At 30.8% G+C, this 20,646-nt stretch carries 8 protein-coding genes and 2 tRNA genes; 5 read left to right on the top strand and 5 right to left on the bottom strand.

Features of this window, described 5'->3' with window-relative positions; all coding sequences use genetic code 11:
• On the bottom strand, positions 1-9,466 hold a 9,466-nt coding region (locus tag DRF75_RS04010), incomplete at its 3' end, for a hypothetical protein (protein ID WP_129992703.1).
• A 415-nt stretch (positions 9,467-9,881) separates the two neighbouring features.
• Here DRF75_RS04010 and DRF75_RS04015 point away from each other — a divergent pair.
• A complete protein-coding gene (locus DRF75_RS04015; RefSeq protein ID WP_129992704.1) occupies positions 9,882-10,784 on the top strand; it encodes a class I fructose-bisphosphate aldolase in 903 nt (300 codons plus the stop codon).
• Positions 10,784-10,855, top strand: a tRNA-Cys gene (locus tag DRF75_RS04020). Before DRF75_RS04015 ends, DRF75_RS04020 begins: the two co-directional genes overlap by 1 nt.
• 1,662 nt (positions 10,856-12,517) lie before the next feature.
• On the opposite strand, the gene secF is transcribed toward DRF75_RS04020, so the two are convergent.
• The gene (gene secF / locus DRF75_RS04025; RefSeq protein WP_129992705.1) at positions 12,518-13,396 is read right to left on the bottom strand and encodes a protein translocase subunit SecF; all 879 of its coding nucleotides are present in this window, start codon (positions 13,394-13,396) and stop codon (positions 12,518-12,520) included.
• 1,243 nt (positions 13,397-14,639) lie between these two features.
• Between secF and DRF75_RS04030 the strand changes: the two genes are divergently transcribed.
• Positions 14,640-15,008, top strand: coding sequence for a YraN family protein (locus DRF75_RS04030; RefSeq protein WP_129992706.1), 369 nt, complete (start codon positions 14,640-14,642; stop codon positions 15,006-15,008).
• A gap of 6 nt (positions 15,009-15,014) precedes the next feature.
• Here DRF75_RS04030 and hemA read toward each other — a convergent pair whose 3' ends face one another.
• From hemA to DRF75_RS04045, 3 genes are all read right to left on the bottom strand, one after another.
• Positions 15,015-16,211, bottom strand: coding sequence for a 5-aminolevulinate synthase (hemA, locus tag DRF75_RS04035; RefSeq protein WP_129992708.1), 1,197 nt, complete (start codon positions 16,209-16,211; stop codon positions 15,015-15,017).
• 25 nt (positions 16,212-16,236) lie between these two features.
• Positions 16,237-17,493, bottom strand: a complete 1,257-nt coding sequence (tyrS, locus tag DRF75_RS04040; protein ID WP_129992707.1) for a tyrosine--tRNA ligase — start codon at positions 17,491-17,493, stop codon at positions 16,237-16,239.
• Positions 17,494-17,524: 31 nt separating this feature from the next.
• Positions 17,525-17,597 (bottom strand) — tRNA-Lys (locus tag DRF75_RS04045).
• Positions 17,598-17,795: 198 nt separating this feature from the next.
• On the opposite strand from DRF75_RS04045, the gene glnA reads away from it, so the two are divergent.
• The gene (gene glnA, locus DRF75_RS04050; RefSeq protein WP_045171161.1) at positions 17,796-19,208 is read left to right on the top strand and encodes a type I glutamate--ammonia ligase; all 1,413 of its coding nucleotides are present in this window, start codon (positions 17,796-17,798) and stop codon (positions 19,206-19,208) included.
• A gap of 188 nt (positions 19,209-19,396) precedes the next feature.
• Entirely contained in the window at positions 19,397-20,374 is a 978-nt protein-coding gene (locus DRF75_RS04055) for a polyprenyl synthetase family protein (protein WP_045171151.1), read from the top strand.
• Positions 20,375-20,646 lie beyond the last annotated feature (272 nt).

Consider the following 20,646-nt stretch of genomic DNA (forward strand, 5'->3'; position numbering starts at 1 on the left):
TTTGTTGACCGCCATAACTCATTTTTGGTCTTGCACCAAAAGCAGAATAATTTTGTACATAAGTATTTTCACTTAATTGACTACCTGGCAAATTACTACTAGGTTGTACTATTTCTACCGGGCTACCATAACCATGCATACTAAATCTTGCATTATAAGTTGTATTATCTCTTTGATGTTCATAAGCACTAGTCATAAAATCAGAAACATCTGCATTAACTAAAGGATTATAAGCATGTTGTGCATTTCTTACTGGCTCATTATAACCATGCATTCTTGATCTAGCATCAAAACACCTTCCAGATAAACTCATGAGATTAGTACTACTACTCACTGCTAAACTATTAGTACATTGCACATCACCTACTAAATTAGAACTAAACTGTAAACTTTCTTGTACAGATAAATCAGTAACCACACTAGTATTTACCACACTTCCCGGCAAATTATTACCACATTGCACATCTTGCATTGAATAACTATAACTATGCACTCCTGGTCTTGCATCAGAAGTATAATGACTTCGTCTAGTAGCATTAACTAATCTAGTGCTACCTTCTACACCAATTGGTCTACTATAACTAGGCACTTCCGGTTTTACATTAAAAGTATAATTTCCAGTAACACCACTATTACTATTTTTTACATCAATTAATCTACTACAGCTAGGTACACCTTCCATATCAGCAGTATCATTACCTTGTCTAACAGGACTTGTAAAACCAGTACCACAATCCATATCCATAGATAAATTATCACCACATTGCATACTTCTTACTAAATCAGTATCAGGAGACATTTCCAATTTGACATCAACAGCTGTGCCCTGCTTAGGAAAATCAGTAACAGTATCAAATCCTACATCTTGTTTTTTAAATACATGACTATTTCTATCGGAATGCAAGCTATCTACAGTATCATAAATAATTGGTTCACTATAATCATGCACTTTTGGTTCTACATCAGAAGTATAATGACCTCGTCCAGTAACATTAACTAATCTATTGCTACCTTCTACACCAATTGGTCTACTATAACTAGGCACTTCCGGTTTTACATTAAAAGTATAATCTCCAGTAACACCACTATTACTATTTTCTACATCAATTAATCTACTACAGCTAGGTACACTTTCCATATCAGAAGTATTATTACCTTCTCTAACAGGACTTGTAAAACCAGTACCACAATCCATATCCACAGATAAATTATCACCACATTGCATACTTCTTACTAAATTAGTATCAGGAGACATTTCCAATTTGACATCAACAGCTGTGCTCTGCTTAGTAAAATCAGTAACAGTATCAAATCCTACATCTTGTTTTTTAAATACATGACTATTTCTATCGGAATGCAAGTCATCTACATTATCACCAACAGGTGATGTACTAGACATTGAATCTGCATCAAAGGATATAGCACGTCTTTCTTCTAAAAGCTTACCAATAGTAGTATACCTCTTAATATCTGCACTAAATAATTTATTATCACAATAGCGCTGCATGCCTTTTCTTATTCTATTAAGAGATAATACATAATGTTCTCTTGACCTGAATTCAGAAGTAGAATTATCACAGAATGTAGATAAAGCAGTACGAAGTCTTATTAATGCAAGCACTTTATCAGCATCCACATCAACACGTTCCGACAATGCATTAGGGTATATATCAACACTACATCTTTGAAAAAAAGCATACATTCTATTTAAAAAACTGTACTCTAAAGGATCACAATCATTATCAGTTATTAATAATAATTCAGTCTGTAATGCAGTAATTGACAACGATGCAAAAAAATCGCTTGTACTATGCCAAGCATTAGAACACTTGTGTCCAGTTCCAGCAGGCAGAACATCTGCTATATCGTATCTAGAATTAAAACATCTTCCCTGACTTGAAAGAGTTTTAAATCTCTCAGCAAATTTTTCATTTTCAGAATCATAACAATGAACCAATCTATTCCTAAGAGCATTGAACAATTTTACCAAATTGATTACCTTGTTATAATCTTCTTGCATAAACCAACATGATTTATTCTTGTAGGTTAATTGTTTAAAAGGGTGATTCTCCTGTCCTAACTTCCAATATTGTACAGTATACTGCTGAGACATAGATCCAATGTAGACAATACACCCAAACATTGCAGCATCTCTTACTATCCTTAAATCATTATCATTAGCCAGAGACGTATCAACAGTAATAATAGACAATATACTTAGCAATGATTTTAAAAATCTCAATGGATAATTATCCCTAGGCATACTCTCTTTAAAAAATTTACAAAATATCTTTGACATACAATTCTGCAATTGATATAAGGCAATCTCCTGACCTTTAATACTCTCTAACACTTGCATAACTTCTAACATTATAGGATTCAAATCCATTTTAAAGACGTCACAAGAATGTTTAAAATACACGTTTACTGTTTTAAGACTGACATCACTATGCGATATTGCTGCAGTTGACAAGTTAAGTAATATAAACACCTTCATTAGAATAATAAAAAAGTTATAATCCTTCCTATATCCAAAAACATTTTTAAGAACTTTATGAGCAGCACCTTTCACAACTACTTTACTTGAACCAGAATTACTGTTAACAACTTCAAACAAACTATCAATCAGTTGCACACTATACAAAAAATGAGAAAATCTCAAACCACACATAGATTCACTTTTTATACGATATAAAGAGGATGTATATCTTAGCGAGGGCATGACTATATCCAAACTAGTGTCACTAGCAGCAATACGTTTTATCCTTTTCATCTCTACATTTATAATCTTCGTACTTATAAGATTCTTAATACCTATTGATTCAATTATGAACCTCAGTCTTTGCTCATCATATGATCCAAATAACTTTTCTAAATCTGACCTATGAGTATGTAATATCTCATCACATATTTTGATATCACTAACTTGAAGTTGCTCACAATCTTGATCTGCATTACTACTTTGTGGAATAGCTTCTGTTATAACATTACTGACGGACTCTTTAGAAGTAGGACTAACACTTGAACACCGATCTTCTAATACAGAAGTACACTCTGCTTCAGCTTTAACAATTTTCTTTACATTATTACGCTTCTTGTGTTGTTGTGCTTTCCTTTCACTTTTTTTACAGCCTTCTTGCACTTTGAGTGCCAGTTTTCGTGCTTTCTTACTTGCCTTCCTACTTAATGATTTAGTAAGCAATTCTTGACCATCACTGTTTTCATCTTGTACAAGTAGAATACCTTTAAACTGAGCTTCATCACCATCTGTTACTTCTCCTTCCAGACTATCTACGCGATTTAGACTTTCATTAATAGATTCCTCGACAATAGAAGCCAGTTCTACCACCTCATTTTCTTTACTTTCAGCAGTATCTTTACCATCCACAAAATCACATTGTACTTTACTGACTCCTTCATTAAGTACTTGCTCACTCGTTAATACATCAGCAGATTCTTGTCTTTGATCAGTCAAAGTTTCTATAACAATAGCACTAGATTCTTTTTCCTGCTCAGGTAACGCATCATCTACTTTAATATCATTCGCTGCTTTCTCTTCTACATCACACTCGTTACTTACACTTTCATTGACAGGAAGAACATCTATTTTCTCTGAAACAGAAGCTACAATTTTATCTTTACTTACAGCATTTTTCTTTGCTTTCTTACTACTCTTTTTAGAACTCTTTTGTACTTTATCTTCTTCCTTTTTAAATACTTGCTCACTCGTTAATACATCAGCAGATTCTTGTCTTTGATCAGTTAAAGTTTCTATAACAATAGCACTAGATTCTTTTTCCTGCTCAGGTAACGCATCATCTACTTTAATATCATTCGCTGCTTTCTCTTCTACATCACACTCGTTACTTACACTTTCATTGACAGGAAGAACATCTATTTTCTCTGAAACAGAAGTTACAATTTTATCTTTACTTGCAGCATTTTTCTTTGCTTTCTTACTACTCTTTTTAGAACTCTTTTGTACTTCACTTCTTTTGTCTTGATGTTCTTTTTCATTTTCTACCTGATCAGAAGGGACCTGATTCTTATTTAAAGTGCCTGTAACAGCAGCAACATTCTCTTCCTGTATAAGCAAATGATCACTGTCTTTAACTTCAAGACTATCTATTGTACCTTCTGGCAAGTCATTCAGACACGTGCTAATAATAAGTTCTTCAACCTTTTCGTCACAAGGCATTAATTCTGCTTCACCAGCTACACTGATACAAACTTGTTCTCCTTTCTTCTTACTCTTTTTACGACTACGCTGTTTTTTACTTACACTGTTTCCATCTAATTCAGATAACTCTGCTCCACTTTCTAAGCTATTAGTAGCTGCTATACCTGATATTTGATCTTTAGAGATGTTAACATTTGCTAAAGTAAGAACAAATTCCGGAAAGTAATACTTTAACAAATCATAGTCAAAAACTTTCAAGAATTTGCACAAAAATACAACCGGATGCAATTCTAAATTATTATCTGCAGAAATTTGCTTACTATATCGAAATAAAACATTTCTATGATAAAATTTCACTAATAACATTGTATAATCATCAATGTTATTTAATCTTTTAAAATAATCTTCTGCATGACGCAAACTGCTATCTACATCGCTTAAACAATTTAAAACTAAATCACGCAATAATATACCCAGCATTTCCCAAACCAAATGAAACCCTAAATGACAAATCATTTGTGGAGTCTTATCTTCAAAATCACCATACTGAGTTCCTGCCACATATTTCATTATATTTTCTGAAATATCCAAAGATTGCACATCAACAAAATACGGATTATTACTAAACATACTTAATAGTGCTCGTGCTATTGAAATAATGTGAGATGTAGACATTACATTTTCATCAAAAAACACACTCATTAAAGACATTTTCATTAAAGAAATGTATACATTATCACAAACATATTGATGTACAGAGATAGGTTGTTTATTACAAGGTTTTAACGCATAAAACATCATCGCCACAATTTTCAATATCTTCACACTTTTTTGTTTAGAACAAGTTAAATCGTACTGCTCAACATTTAACAACTTTAAAATATTACAATCAGGATTATCTTTACTCATTAACAGCTTTTCTTGCATCAAAGAAACTATTTTACTGTTTTCAATATTAAAAATTTCCACTTGTCTACTTACTGTGCCTACACGGTCTAGAATTTTCCTGTTACTACTTCCTATACATATTGATTTAAATCTGTTAATCAATCTCAAATACTTATCAGACTGTTGCCCTTGCTTCATTCTTTTTTCTAAATCCAACAGTGCACTCTCCGGTAGTCCATTATCATTAACAAATTGAGCAATACTATAAGATTTAATACTATTAGCTAAATTCTTACCTTTAAACAGATTTTCTAATATAACATAACACCACTCAGCAAAGCATTGAGACAATAAACTATCAGCAGCCTTTTGTTCTTTTTCTGGTGATGTTTGTCTATGTGAACTTACACTTACCAAAAACTTATCTTTATTTAATAAAAAGTCTTTCAATGTTTGCAATACAGTTTCGCAAATGTTTTTCATAGTACCCAACTTTTTTCTTGATACAAGTGCATCAACTAATTTCTCGTAAAAAACATTTATGTACTCATTATCAACAACACGCTGAACAAGATCTAATACTATGCAACAAGCTATTTCATCAAGGTATTGCACAGGTAAGATAGAAGGTTCTAACTTATCTAGAATCAATTGATAAGTCAGATCATTGACACCTTCAACATTTTTACACCTATTTACTAAATCATTTCTAATATCCAAAACATTTAGGTCAGGTAATCCTGTACATTTTAATACTTGATTTCTTACATCAGCTATCCAATGATCACAGTACCCTTGGATAGGGTTTAACATTTTTATATTACCGAAACTTGCAAACACACAGTCACTATAGCATTTTGACTGTTGGACAGAAAAATCTTCAAAAGTTAATCTTATGGATATGATTCTCATCACATCACCATTAAGTATCTGGTGTGTTTCGAAGTTAGTTTGAAACAAATCAACCATTTTAGAAAAATAACTTTTTTCCTTACTACTCAGTGCTGGTACAGCATTTTTATCTAATGAAACCAAGGAAGATAGAACTGTATTATACAATCCCGTAATATCACATTCAGATTTCATGGCATTGTCTATTGTACTGATAATAACTTCTGGCTCAATCCGTCTTAACACTTGAACAAGATACTGAGATTGCTTGACATATATGAATGCATCAGAATCATTCTGCAACACTTGAGGAAGAACAAAACAATACTGTATAAACTGAAAATAAAAATAGTGTTGAAATTTATAGAGAATTTTAAATAGCAATTGCCTATCTATAGTATTTTTAGCATAAGAATAAAATATCTTTTGAAACAACAAAGAAACCAATACGATAGGAACACTACCTATATTCTGTAATTCAGCAAAAGAATCCTCATACTTCTCTTCATAAGGAATGTACATAGTATTTATTGCTCTATAAAGAAATCTATACCTATTTGAGTTCTTAAATGAAAAATTTACATCTTTCATAATTGGTTGCGAGCGCATAAACACACAACTACTCCGCTGCTGAATCAGTAGACTTACATCTGACTCTCTAGCACAAAACATCATATTTAAGATATCAAGCAAACCTCTACGAGAAACAGGAGAAAATGACTTAATGCTATTAAACATTTCAACATCTGAACCTACTACTTTATCCTCAACAAAATGATACAAATCATTCTTGACAAAAAAAACATCACGGACAGACATTATGTAAGCACTAATGACATTTTTCATACGTAAAGTATCTTGAGATGCATGGCCAATAACATCTACTAAACGTTGCACCTTTCTATCAAGTAGTGGAACTAAATACAATTCATATAATTTCACAACTTCTATAACAGTATTTGCTAACACATCAGATAATACTTTTATCATGAATTCATGAGATATTTTATGCTGAATAAAAGCTTGATTAAGACTTTCATAAAACCCTAAATCCCTATGATCTGCAATTAATCTTTGTTCCTTAAAATTTCTTAGTTCATTAAATGCTAAATTAACCACGACGATAGTCATACTCATGAAATCTTCCACACCACAAGCACTTAAATGACAAAGTATTTTTTCATCACTCATTCCACTGAAGTTCAAGACTTGCCTTAAAAATGTCAAAACTGCTAAAATTGACATTACTTTACTAGCACTTTGATCAAATTTTGGTATTCGCAATTTTACATAACCATATTCTAATTCTACTAATTTCACTTTCACATTATCCATTAGTAAAAATGCACGCACATAAGGATTAGTATCTTCAATAGTGCTTGTTATTGTACTACAAGCAGATATAGCTTTACAAAATAGATAGTTGTTAGGTAACATGTCAGTAAATTCATCATCATACAACTCAGACACACTATGCCAAAAATCACCTATCAGATTAACATGTTTACTCTCCATAGTAAGTATTATCCTTTTCATTATGGAAGGTACAGTTTTACACAAAGCACTTTCAACAAAAGAAATAATTTTTTTACTCTTATCCATCTGTAAAACATTAGCTACCCCCACAACATCACTTAAAATTTCTTTAGAATATGAATCTAATTTTGATAGGCATAACGCTTTAACTGATCCATCTGGACTTTGTGCATTTTGTCGTACATCACCAAGCAACATCAAACCTATCACTTGACTTACAGCTTCGTTTGCACCAGCAATACGTGTCTGCGCACCTTTTTGAAACACTAACAAAGCATCTTTTAAATCTGCTAAAGTTTTAATCTCTTCTTTCAAAAATTTTTCACGTATAAATGCTCCAATTCCACTAACTAAGTAAATATCTAAACCTTCTGCATAAGGCAACAAACCACCAAAAAATTCACCACAGAATGTTATAGGAAAATTCATTGAAACAATTTTTGTTAAATATTTCGCACTTACTGCATCACAAAAATTCGCTTTAAAAAAAACATTTTTTAAGAACTTATCAGATGCAGATTGATCATTTCCTACTTCATTTACATCACATGTTAACCTTGTTATATATTTTATAATATCATCATATATCGTCTCACTCGTAAACAACTCTGAGTCAAAATTTTTGAGTGCTTTACTAATTTTCAACCTTAATTGAATAAGTTGTAAATCTCTTTTACTAGCACCAAACTTACTATAAGAAAAATGTGGTACTAAATATCCAACTCCCAAACTTTTAATCAATGAAGTAGCACTTCTAAAATTACAGCTCACTGATTTCAGAAATAATTTTTCACTATCTTCTAATAAAGCAAACTTATGAATCGGAGATGTAATAAAAAATAACTGATCCAAAGAACTAGGATGAGAAGTCATAATACCACTTAACAAATTATACTTTTTGCTAGTAATCAATTGATCAATAAAGCTTAATCCAGCTTTAGTATCCCACAAACCATCCATATATAGAATTGATGACATATCTTGACATGGGTTAATAGCTAGCACTGTCAATTTCCGAAAGGACATGACATCATAATCCACATCTACACAAGACATCTTCCCGTCAGAATCTATCATATAACTGTTAGTAGATACCAACAATTGCGCAACTGAGCAGGGATTGTCATAGTAATTATGGAGTAATATTTTTCTATTTTCAGGAAGATTTTGTGGTGCAATAATAAATAAAGATTCAACCTCAGAAAAATACCGTAATGCATCCACAGAACAGTTTGTTAATAAAAGATCTTTTACTTTTAATCGAGTACTAACTTTTCTACCAACTTCCCACTCAACAGCAGGTATAGCATTTGCACATTTTAAAGAAAGAGAATGCAATTTAGGTGTACAATGTTGCAAAGTCTCAAACAAAACCTCACAACACTTTTGCTCAGCAACAACACAATCTAGATAAATTAAATTTGGAAATAAATGAAGATATTCTTTAATATGGCTTTCATACATAACACCTCTTACTAAAAAATCTACATCTTCTTCAGAACATTTATCAATACCTCTACTGCTATTTTTCTCTTTTACTTCATTATAAATATCTTGGCATAAATTTATGCCTCCTATTCTAACACTAGTAACTTTTAACCGAAATTCTTCAAATAATGGATCTGCAACTATAACAGACAAAGCATATCCATTTAACAAACCTAATTCTATTGTCTTACAATCTCCTGTTTTATCTTTTATACTTTGTAGAACTGAAGAAAATTTCGGTGCGGTTATTTTTGATATAAATACTTCAGGGTTACACATCACTGCATGATGAAATATGTCATGTTCCTTATCACATTTCCTAACTAGGTTAATAGTATCTAAATAATCATCAGACCGTATCAAATGAGCCCAATAAATATATTCCCACATTTCAATATAGTTTACAGACACTTCAGCTACTTTTTCTAATTTACTATTCAACAATATTTTTATGCTTTCAATGCCAGGTTGTTGTTGATACATAATGGAACCCAAGTTAAGTACAAAAATCTTAAAAATTTTAACATAATTTTAAAAAAATTGAACTTTATTAACACACATTAACAATAAGCTGTTAATATTCTCTCAGATGAAGCCATTAATTACATGATCCAGATAATAAAAATGCCCTTTATCAGTAAGTTACATTACTTATACTACACCTGATAAAAGTTAACAAACTATAAACTACAATATAAATAGCACACAAATTAAAACATTTATTTTACTTTCGAATAATACATGCCTAACAGACATTCTCACTCAGCAATTCACATATTCTAAATTCTTTCTCCTGATTTTTACACACGCATTCGAATAACTACACATGTTATTTTATTCTTGTAGTAGATAAAAAATTTGCTAATATTATTGTGTTTGTTTAATATGTAGAAACTTTGTGCTAGCCAATAATCCTATTCAAGATATTCTAGGATTCTATGAAAGTGAGAACCCAGGTGTCAAAGCAAATCTAACAAGAATGCTATTGCACGGTAAAGTTGCAGGTAGTGGGAAATTGCTAATACTACCTGTAGATCAAGGTATGGAACATGGACCAACTAAAAGTTTCGCAAAAAACCCTCAGTCTTATGATCCACATTATCACTTTCAATTAGCCATTGAGGGTGGGTTTAGTGCATTTGCAGCTCCAATCGGTATGCTTGAAGCTGGTGCATCAACATACTCCGGCCTTATACCTCTTATTCTTAAAATAAATAATTCTACACTGCTTTCACCAAAAAACAGTTTTCCTGACCAAGTTGTTACATCTTCTGTAAAAGATGCCCTAAGGTTAGGGTGTTCAGCTATAGGGTTAACTATCTATCCTTGTTCCCACAATTTTTTCTCAATGATTAGAGAGACAAGAGCTCTAATAGCAGAAGCAAAAGAAGTAGGGTTAGCAGTTGTGATATGGTCATACCCACGTGGAAATGACATTTCAAAACAAGGAGAAACAGCAGTAGATATAGTAGCATACGCTGCACATATTGCAGCATCACTTGGCGCAAATATTATAAAGGTTAAGTTACCAACAAGTCACATAGAGAGAGATTCTATTCCTTATGATATTTCAGATTTAAAACAAAGGGTAGAGTACGTAAAATTATCTTGCTTTGCAGGAAGAAGACTAGTTGTTTTCTCAGGTGGAGAAGCAAAAACTGAAGATGAGCTATTGCACGAAATACAATCAATCAAATCAGGTAAGGGTGATGGGTCAATTATAGGACGCAATTCTTTTCAAAGATCAAAAAACGATGCTATATTAATGCTAGAACAAATAGCAAAAATTTACAACAGTTAGGCTGGATGGCAGAATGGCTTATGCAGAGGACTGCAAATCCTTTTATACCGGTTCAATTCCGGTTCCGGCCTCCCATTTAATAAATATCTCAAGAGCTGTATGAGTAAACCATAAACTTCACTAATAGCGTAGGCAATACAAGCACTTACTAGTGTCAAATTTCTAAAATGTAATAATTAATACATAACACTGTACTAAGCATTATCTTGTTCTTTATTAAAGTATATAAAATCAGTACTCTATAGTTAATAGATCATTATTATAGAAACCCACAATAAGATTTACTACTGATTACCTCTACACAAAAAGTTAACTCAATCTTATTTTACACTATATATAAATATATATATTAATAAGTAATACATTCATTTACATAGCTATAAATATTTTTATCATAGTTCAACTTTTTAACCGACAATAAATTTCACTATTAACAGCATTTATTCCTTTGTACATATTAAAAAGTATAACCCACTATATAGGATAAATTTATTTTATATGACACACAAATATAAAGGTGCAATATTAATTCTATGTGTATAGCAACAAATTTCCTTATCATAGTTTTAACTTTTAAAATGTACACCTCAACAGAACTTTATTACCACTATTGCTATTAAAACACACAAACCTTTGCAATATCAATAAAGCCTACTATTACGTAAGTTTATAATAAACTTTACTATTGATTACTTTCTACACAAAAAGTATTCCTCTACACAAGATCAATTCTTATCTTATGCTATGCATAAATATATAATATTGACAAGTAACAAATTTATTTATACAGCCATAAATATTTTCATCATAGTTCAACTTTTTAACTGATAATAAATTTCACTATTAACAGCATTTATTCCTTTTTACATATTAAAAAGTATAACCTACTATATAGGATAAATTTATTTTATATGACTACAAATATAAAGGTGCAATATTAATTCTATGTGTATAGCAACAAATTTCCTTATCATAGTTTTAACTTTTAAAATGTACACCTCAACAGAACTTTATTACCACTATTGCTATTAAAACACACAAACCTTTGCAATATCAATAAAGCCTACTATTACGTAAGTTTATAATAAACTTTACTATTGATTACTTTCTACACAAAAAGTATTCCTCTACACAAGATCAATTCTTATCTCTCGCTCCACATAAATATAAATATATAATATTGATAAGTAACAACTGTTCATACAACAATCAATGCTTTTATCAATAGTCCAACTTTTAAAATGGAATAACATGACTTCAACATCCATAAAGATTTCTATTCAAAGAATATATAAAATTAATAGATCATCATCTATAGATTAAACCTTCAACTATCATAAAAACATTACACATTTTGACAGCTGCATTTTAATTAAGCAAGCTTCACTAATTTCACAATCAATAAAGTTTATTCTTGTAAAGAAAACACAACTTTCATATTGCGCTCGAATTTTAGTCTAATACATAAAATAACGTTGTAATATTGGTTATAAATAAATCTCACCTATTATAAAAGTGCATCATAACCAATATTACCAACTGTGTTTACCTTAAAGATATATATCAAATATACAACACCAAGTAAAATTTAGCAGCATATAAAATTGTAGTTAAAACACTATTATTATAAAAAATTTCATATATAAACAGCGCTTTTTGATAATACGGATTATCAACTACTGAGTATCCATCAAAAAATCTCCTCAACACATTAAAAAAATATCTCAAATACCTTAAGTTTTAACGTTATCAGACAAAGACGCTGTTGCTATAAATATTGAAGAATATGTACCAACAGCTATACCAAAAAATATAATTATACTTAACTCTCTAACAGTACCTTGACATAACAACATCAAAGGAAAAGATGCTAACATGGTAGTGCCAGAAGTCAATATAGTTCTAGACAAAGTAGCATTAATACTTACATTAATTATATCAGACAACTTTTTTTGCAATTTCTTTCTAAGTAATTCCCGAATTCTATCATATATTACCACTGAATCATTTACTGAATAACCAATAACAGTCAAAATTGCTGCAGTAGAAGAGAGATTAAACTCAATGTCGCACAAGCTAATCAAACCTAATGTTAATATTACATCGTGTATCAGTGCCAAAACACCACCCAATGCAAATCTCCATTGAAATCTTACCCACAAATATAAAAACATACCTAACAATGAAAAAATTATTGCACATAGTCCTTCAAAAATCTGTTTATATCCAACCTGTGGCCCAACATAGTCTATTTTTAAATAAGTCACTTCACCTAATATTTCCCCTAATGCTAATTTTATTTTTTCAACAGCATCAGTATGATTTACATCTTTTCCACTCTTAAAACGAATCATTAATTCCTTATCGTTATTTCTAAAACTTTGCACAGAAAACCCTACAAAACCTCTTTCTTGCAGTTTCAATGTAATACTTCTAGTATCTATTTGACTTGCACGAAGTTCAATAACAATACCACCTGCAAAATCTGTACCAAAGCATATACCCTTAAATAAAACAAGTAATATTGATATAAGCATTAGAACACCGCTACAGAACATAGCACACATTCTATACTTAGAAAAATTTATATTTGCACCACTACGAAAAATCACTATCAAACACTATATATTAATTCACTAAGCCTATGTTATTTCACAGGCTTATTCAAGAAAAAACACTTTTTTACAATGTAACACAAAATGAAAGAATCACACTGATGGTCCATATAAACATTTCACAAAAAATCATCATATAAGTATTCTTAGGATACTATATGCCATTTTTAATATAAAATCATAGTTCTATTTTAAAATATAAAAGTGTATTTATATTTTTAAACACAGATACAAATACATTATTTGAGAAAATGCGTGAATTTAATGACACTACAAAAAATTTGATACGCCGCTCTTCATCAATGATTTTATGATATTAATATATCAAGTTGAACTATGATACAATACTACCTTTATACAAATAAACCTGTTACTTATCAACATTACATATTTTGTATGTAGTATGGAAATTGCCAACAACTTTTTTGTTAAATGCGATAAGCAGCAAAACCTACTGTAAACTTATATAATAATGGGCTGCATCAGTGTCAAACAATGATTTATGTATGTTGGCAATCAGAGTGGATAATAAAGTGCTGGTATGGACCACATTTTAAAAGTTAAACTATAACAAAGAAACTTATTGCTACACACATAACTTAATTAATATTGTAACTTTATATTTATGTATAATATAAAAGAAATTCATCCTTATATAATGCATTATACCTTTTGATATGTATAAGCAGTAAACACTGAGTAGTGAAGTCTATTATCAGATTTTAAACACAAAAGGCTACTACATACAAGTACTAGATATCAAGTATTATTAAAGAACTACAGATTCAATTGATAACCACTTTTATACAGCTAAAAAATTTAGATATCAATTCTCACTAACAATTATATTCATAATGTTTCATAAAAAAGTCATCTGATAACTGCTATAATATTAACACTTGATATGTATAACAATCTTGTATCAACAGTATAAAAGACATTGCATTATAGTTATCAGGTACAAAACATTATCTGAAAAGCTGTCAGTCTAATTAAACATTATCTTCACTAGATGTAAAAAATTTAACACACTGATTTTTACTGCAAGTACCATTATGTACATTTAAAAAAATTACTTGAGATATACTTACACTATCTGGCATTTTAAAAGTAGCAAAACAATACAAAGTGTATTGCATATAAACCAAGTACAAAAGAGCACCATAAACTTAATTGAGAATCATTTCCACTTCACTAGAAAATTTGATATACTGGTTTCCATTAATACTTTTACCATATCATGCAAACCAAAAAGAATTATTTAAAAGCTACCTACAACATGATAGGTTATTTGGGAGAAGTCATTATAATTTGGCTCTTAAAGTGTAAAAGATATCATATTATAAAACACAGATACAAATGTACCTTAGGTGAAGTTGACATCATTGCCTCTAAAAATCAAAACTTGGTTTTTATAGAAGTCAAAACTAGTATACTTAGGTCAGAAATTCCCATTACTTATAAACAACAACAATCAATTATCAGAGTAGCAAAGTACTTTATTACTTACTATAAAAAATTTGAAAAATACAACATAAGATTTGACCTATATTTTCTTTCACTTTCAAAAGGATTAATACATATTACAAACGCTTGGCAAGAAACCTAACTTGACTTAACATATTATTTTAAACCTACCTAAAACATCAACTAGTGCTTGAGTTAATATATCTATCATTTCATCTGTATGATAAGGTGTAGGAGTAATCCTCAATCTTTCTGTACCCACAGGTACAGTAGGATAATTAATAGATTGTATATATATTTTGTAATCATTAAGTAATATTTTTGAAATATCTTTACAAGCTACTGGATCACCTATAATAACAGGAATAATATGTGTATCAGTCTTTAAAAAATTAATACCAGCTCTAGCAAAAGATTCCTTTACTTTGTTAACAACTTCTCGTTGCTTTTCTCTTTCAACAGAACTATTTTTCAAATGTTCAACACTTATTCTAGCAGAAGACGCAATAAGCGGAGATAAAGCTGTAGTAAAAATGAAACCAGGAGCAAAACTTCTAACAACATCTATTAAACTCTTAGATCCAGTAATATATCCACCCATAACTCCAAAAGCTTTAGAAAGAGTACCTTGAATAATAGTAATCCTATCAGATATATTTTCCTGCTCCGATATACCACCACCACGATTTCCATACATACCAACTGCATGTACTTCATCTACATAAGTCATTGCACCATATTCATCAGCTAAATCACAAATTTCTGCAATCGGAGCTACATCTCCATCCATAGAATATAAAGACTCAAATATTATAATCTTAGGTAAAGATCTATCAATAGACTTTAATAAAGCTTCAAGATGTTTAACATCATTATGCTTAAATATATGCTTTGCCCTATTACTTCCCCTAATCCCTTCTATCATAGAGGAGTGATTCTTCTCATCTGAAAATACTACAATATCTGGAACAACAGAAAGTAATGTACTGATAGTAGTCTGGTTTGCAACATAACCACAGACAAAAGTTAAAGCTGCAGGCTTTCTGTGTAAATCGGCTAATGATTCTTCAAGCTCAATAATCTCCTTTGTAGTACCAGAAATATTTCTAGTACCACCTGCACCAACACTACTGCTATAATTTTTTATAGCAAGCATTACATGTTCACTTTGTCCCATACCTAAATAATCATTGCTACACCACAATGTTACTACATTATTCACATTACACTCGATAGCATAAGGAAATTGACCAGGAATGCGAGAAAATCCTGTAAATTCTCTATATCTACCCTCTTCCTTTATAAGTTTAATCTTACTATCAAATATCTCTTCATAATTTGTCATAGCTTCTTTTATCCTATGCTTTTTACTAAAAATCACTCTTTAACATTATTTTTAAATGACGCTTTTTCCCACAACTTAATTTAACATAGGATGCATTGCAAAAATGTTCTAAGGATAATTTGTAATTTACATCTAATATAACTACATCATTAATTTTACATCCTTTATCATTGACAAGTCTTCTCGCACTACTATTACTCTTTTCCAGACCAGATATCTGAAGTAATTTTATTATAGGCAATCCTAAATCTACATCATGTCTATCCACATAAAAAGCCGACAAGCCTGAATCATCATTACACTCAAAAACTTTAAGTGCATCAGCAGCAATATTTCGCGCAATTTCCTCCCCATGACATATTTTAGTAGCCTCAGTAGCTAATATTTTTTTCGCTTCATTAGTTTCGTATCCCTGCAAGAGTTCCAACTCTTTGATTCTATCAAGAGGTAACTCAGTAAATAATTTTAAAAAACGCCCAACATCTTCATCTTTGACGTTACGAAAATATTGCCAATAATCAACAGGACTATACATATCACCATTCAACCATACTGCACCTTGTGCAGTCTTACCCATCTTTTCACCAGAACTTGTAAGCACTAAATTAGTTGTAAGGCCAAAAAGCTCTGGTAACTTTAACTTTCTACCTAACTCTACACCACTAACAATGTTCCCCCACTGATCAGAACCACCTATTTGTAATAAACAATTATACCGCTTACTAAGCTCTATAAAATCATAGGACTGTAACAACATGTAATTAAATTCTAAAAAACTAAGATTCTGTTCCCTTTCTAAACGCAACCTCACACTATCAAAAGTTAACATGTTATTGACAGAAAAATGTCTACCTATATTCCTTAAAAATTCTATGTAATTTAAATCATTCAACCACTCAGCATTACGTACCAACAGAGCATCAGTGGGACCATTTCCAAATTTAATAAACTTTTTCAATACATCATAAATCCCTAATGTATTTGCTTCAATTTCATCAGCACATAACATTACACGCGATTTATCTTTACCAGAAGGATCACCTATTTTAGTTGTACCATTTCCCAATAATACTATAGGTTTATGACCAAATTTTTGAAGGTATCTCAAAATCATAATTTGCACTAAGCTACCAACATGTAAACTTTTACCAGTACAATCAAACCCTATATATGCATGTACACATTGCTTACTCATTAACTGATCCAACGCACTAATGTTAGTACATTGATTAAAATATCCACGAGAATATAAAAAGCTTAAGAATTGAGACTCTAACTTCATTTCAGAAACAGATCATTATAAAAATAAACAGTGATCCCGGCGCGAATCGAACGCGCGACACACTGATTAAAAGTCAATTGCTCTACCGACTGAGCTACGGGATCTTAATCAAAGATAAAAGTAGTGATAACATTGAATCATTTTCCTAAAGTTAAGTAAAGATTTTTCTTTATTTTCTGTAACAATACAACTCAATAAACTTATACATCTACTAATCAAATTCCCTAATAAATTATATATGTATGTTGCAAAAGCACAAGAAACTTGATATCCTATCTGTTTTTAAGCTTGGTAATCTTATCATGTTCCTTTCTACAGAGGATACTTTAAACTACATAAAAAAAAATGCAATAAATTTTATAGACTTAAGATTTACAGATTCTAACGGAAGATGGCATCATATAACACGTAGTGCAGAAACTACAGATGCACAAGTACTTTTTACAGGGATTAATTTCGACAGTTCATCAATTCCCGGATGGCAGTCAATAGAAAAATCTGATATGATATTATTACCAGACATCAGTACAGCTTTTGTAGATCCATTCTCTGCTCAATCAACACTAGTCATAATCTGCAATATAGTAGATCCATACAATCAATCTCAATACTCTAAAGATCCAAGATATACCGCACAAAAAGCATCTGAATATATGCTATCTACAGGAATTGCTGATAAGTGTTACTTTGGACCAGAAATAGAGTTTTTTGTATTCGACAATGTTCAATTTTACACAGGAATGTATGACTCTTACTTTAAAATAGAGTCAGCAGAACATGATATTTTGTATCAAAGAAGAGAATTTTCTAATAATAATCATCGTCCAAGAGTTAAAGGCGGATACATGCCAACTCCTCCTATTGATTCGTTACACGACATTCGATCAGAAATGTTAATAATGTTTAAAGAAGTAGGTATTACACCTTTAATACATCATCATGAAGTTGCTGCATCACAATGCGAAGTTGGGTTTCAGCATGATGAACTACTTGCTAGTGCAGATAATGTACAAAAATGCAAATACATAGTACATGGAGTCACATCATCTTATGGTAAAACTGCAACTTTTATGCCAAAACCAGTCATCAGAGATAACGGCAATGGTATGCATTGTCACCAATCTCTTTGGAAAAATAACACCAATCTTTTCGTGAACCCCGATGGCAGTATATCAGAAACTTGTTTATATTATATAGGTGGTATTATAAAACATGGGAAAGCAATTAATGCATTTGCAAACCCTTCAACAAACAGCTATAAAAGATTAGTACCACACTTTGAAGCACCAACTTGGTTAACTTACTCATACGAAAATAGGTCTTCTGCTATTCGTATACCATACGTACCTCAAAATGATGTTAATGCTAAAAGGATAGAGGTACGCTTTCCAGATCCACTTGCAAATCCTTATTTATGTTTTTCTGCACAGTTAATGGCTGGCTTATATGGTATACAAAATAAAATCCATCCAGGACCTGCAATAAATAAAAACCTATACTCACTAGATAAAGCAGAATTACAACAATTAAATTCTGTAGCAAGTTCTCTTGAAGATTCATTAGAATCCTTAGACAACAATAGAGAATTTCTATTAGCAGGAAATGTGTTTACTAATGATCAAATTGACTCATACATAAAACTTAAAACACTAGAAGTAAAAGATCTACAGCTACATCCACACCCTATTGAATTTGTAAATTATTACAGTTCATAAGCGCATAGTAAATGTCTTTGCTACTCTTTCAATATAAACAGAATTAATAATGAAGTTGATATATAAATATGATATAAATTATCATGGGGTTACATATTTGTACTTATTGTTCCATATTTCTATAAATACAAAGTTAACAAACTTTACTACAAACACAAATATTATGAAAAATCTTAGAATTACTAAACATGACAAATGAATTCAACAATACACTTCTACAATTAAAATCACTAATTCAGCAAGATTTAGATGCAATGGAAATTTTAATTTCCCACCATAGTGATAAACACATTGCTTTAATTACAGAAATTATACACCACTTAATCAAATCTGGAGGGAAGAGAATACGTCCCATCATTTTTTTCATTATATGCAAGATGCTAAACTGTACAAATGAAAATAAAATACCTATTGCAGCAGCCATTGAATTTATACATAATGCCACATTGTTACATGATGATGTAATAGACGAAAGTGAATTCAGAAGAGGGAAAAAAACTTCCAATTTTATATGGGGAAACAAAGCAAGCATTTTAGCTGGAGATTTCCTACTTGCCATATCTTTTCAATGGCTTATAGAATGTAAGAATCTTAATATACTATCCATACTCTCCCAAACATCTAATACCATTGTAGTAGGAGAAATACAACAAATGCTTTCTAGTTATAACATAAACATTTCCAAAGAAAAATATATTGAAATTATCTCTGCAAAAACAGCTTCTCTATTTGGAGCAACTTGTGAAGCCGCTGCTCATCTTGCACAAGTTAATCCACAAGAAAGCGAAGCATTAAAAAGTTTTGGTAATAATCTCGGCGTTGCTTTTCAAATAATGGATGACATTCTTGATTATACGGCTTCAAATGCACAATTTGGTAAAAAATTAGGGAATGATCTTTCAACAGGAAAAACAACTTTACCAGTTATCATTGCATACAAAAATGCAACATCAGAAGAAAAAAAATTCTGGGACCAAATATCTGTTAATCAAAACCTAGAACAGGCTATATACTACATTAAATCCCACAATGCCATTGAAAAGTCATTAGAAATAGCAACAACCTACATAGATCAGGCAAAAGCATGTTTAACCATTTTCTCAGAATCACATTACAAGATGCGTTTAAATAAACTACTAGATTGCATTTTATACAGAGGGTATTAAAAAGATTAGAGTAGTAGATTACAATAAAAGTAACTTAGTAGTAAGATAATAAATTTTTATATTAGTAATAACCTAGACAAAACTATGTTTCTGTATCATCACACTATAAATGTATTTAAATAAATCACTATTGTGTTTCATACAGAGACATTAACAAAACAGAGAAATGTTTTTATCTATTTCATTAAAAGCAGTTTAACATCAGATATTAAAGTGCAAGTTTTAACATAACTGCATGCAAAATAATGTTTGAAGCATTAGCAGCTAGACTG

Source organism: Ehrlichia minasensis (assembly GCF_004181775.1).
Lineage (GTDB): Bacteria > Pseudomonadota > Alphaproteobacteria > Rickettsiales > Anaplasmataceae > Ehrlichia > Ehrlichia minasensis.

Excerpts from the sequence above, each read along its gene's own strand:
- DRF75_RS04030 (WP_129992706.1), top strand. The coding sequence starts at position 14,640 with ATGCAAACCAAAAAGAATTATTTAAAAGCTACCTACAACATGATAGGT.
- hemA (WP_129992708.1), bottom strand. The coding sequence starts at position 16,211 with ATGACAAATTATGAAGAGATATTTGATAGTAAGATTAAACTTATAAAG.
- tyrS (WP_129992707.1), bottom strand. The coding sequence starts at position 17,493 with ATGAAGTTAGAGTCTCAATTCTTAAGCTTTTTATATTCTCGTGGATAT.
- glnA (WP_045171161.1), top strand. The coding sequence starts at position 17,796 with ATGTTCCTTTCTACAGAGGATACTTTAAACTACATAAAAAAAAATGCA.
- DRF75_RS04055 (WP_045171151.1), top strand. The coding sequence starts at position 19,397 with ATGACAAATGAATTCAACAATACACTTCTACAATTAAAATCACTAATT.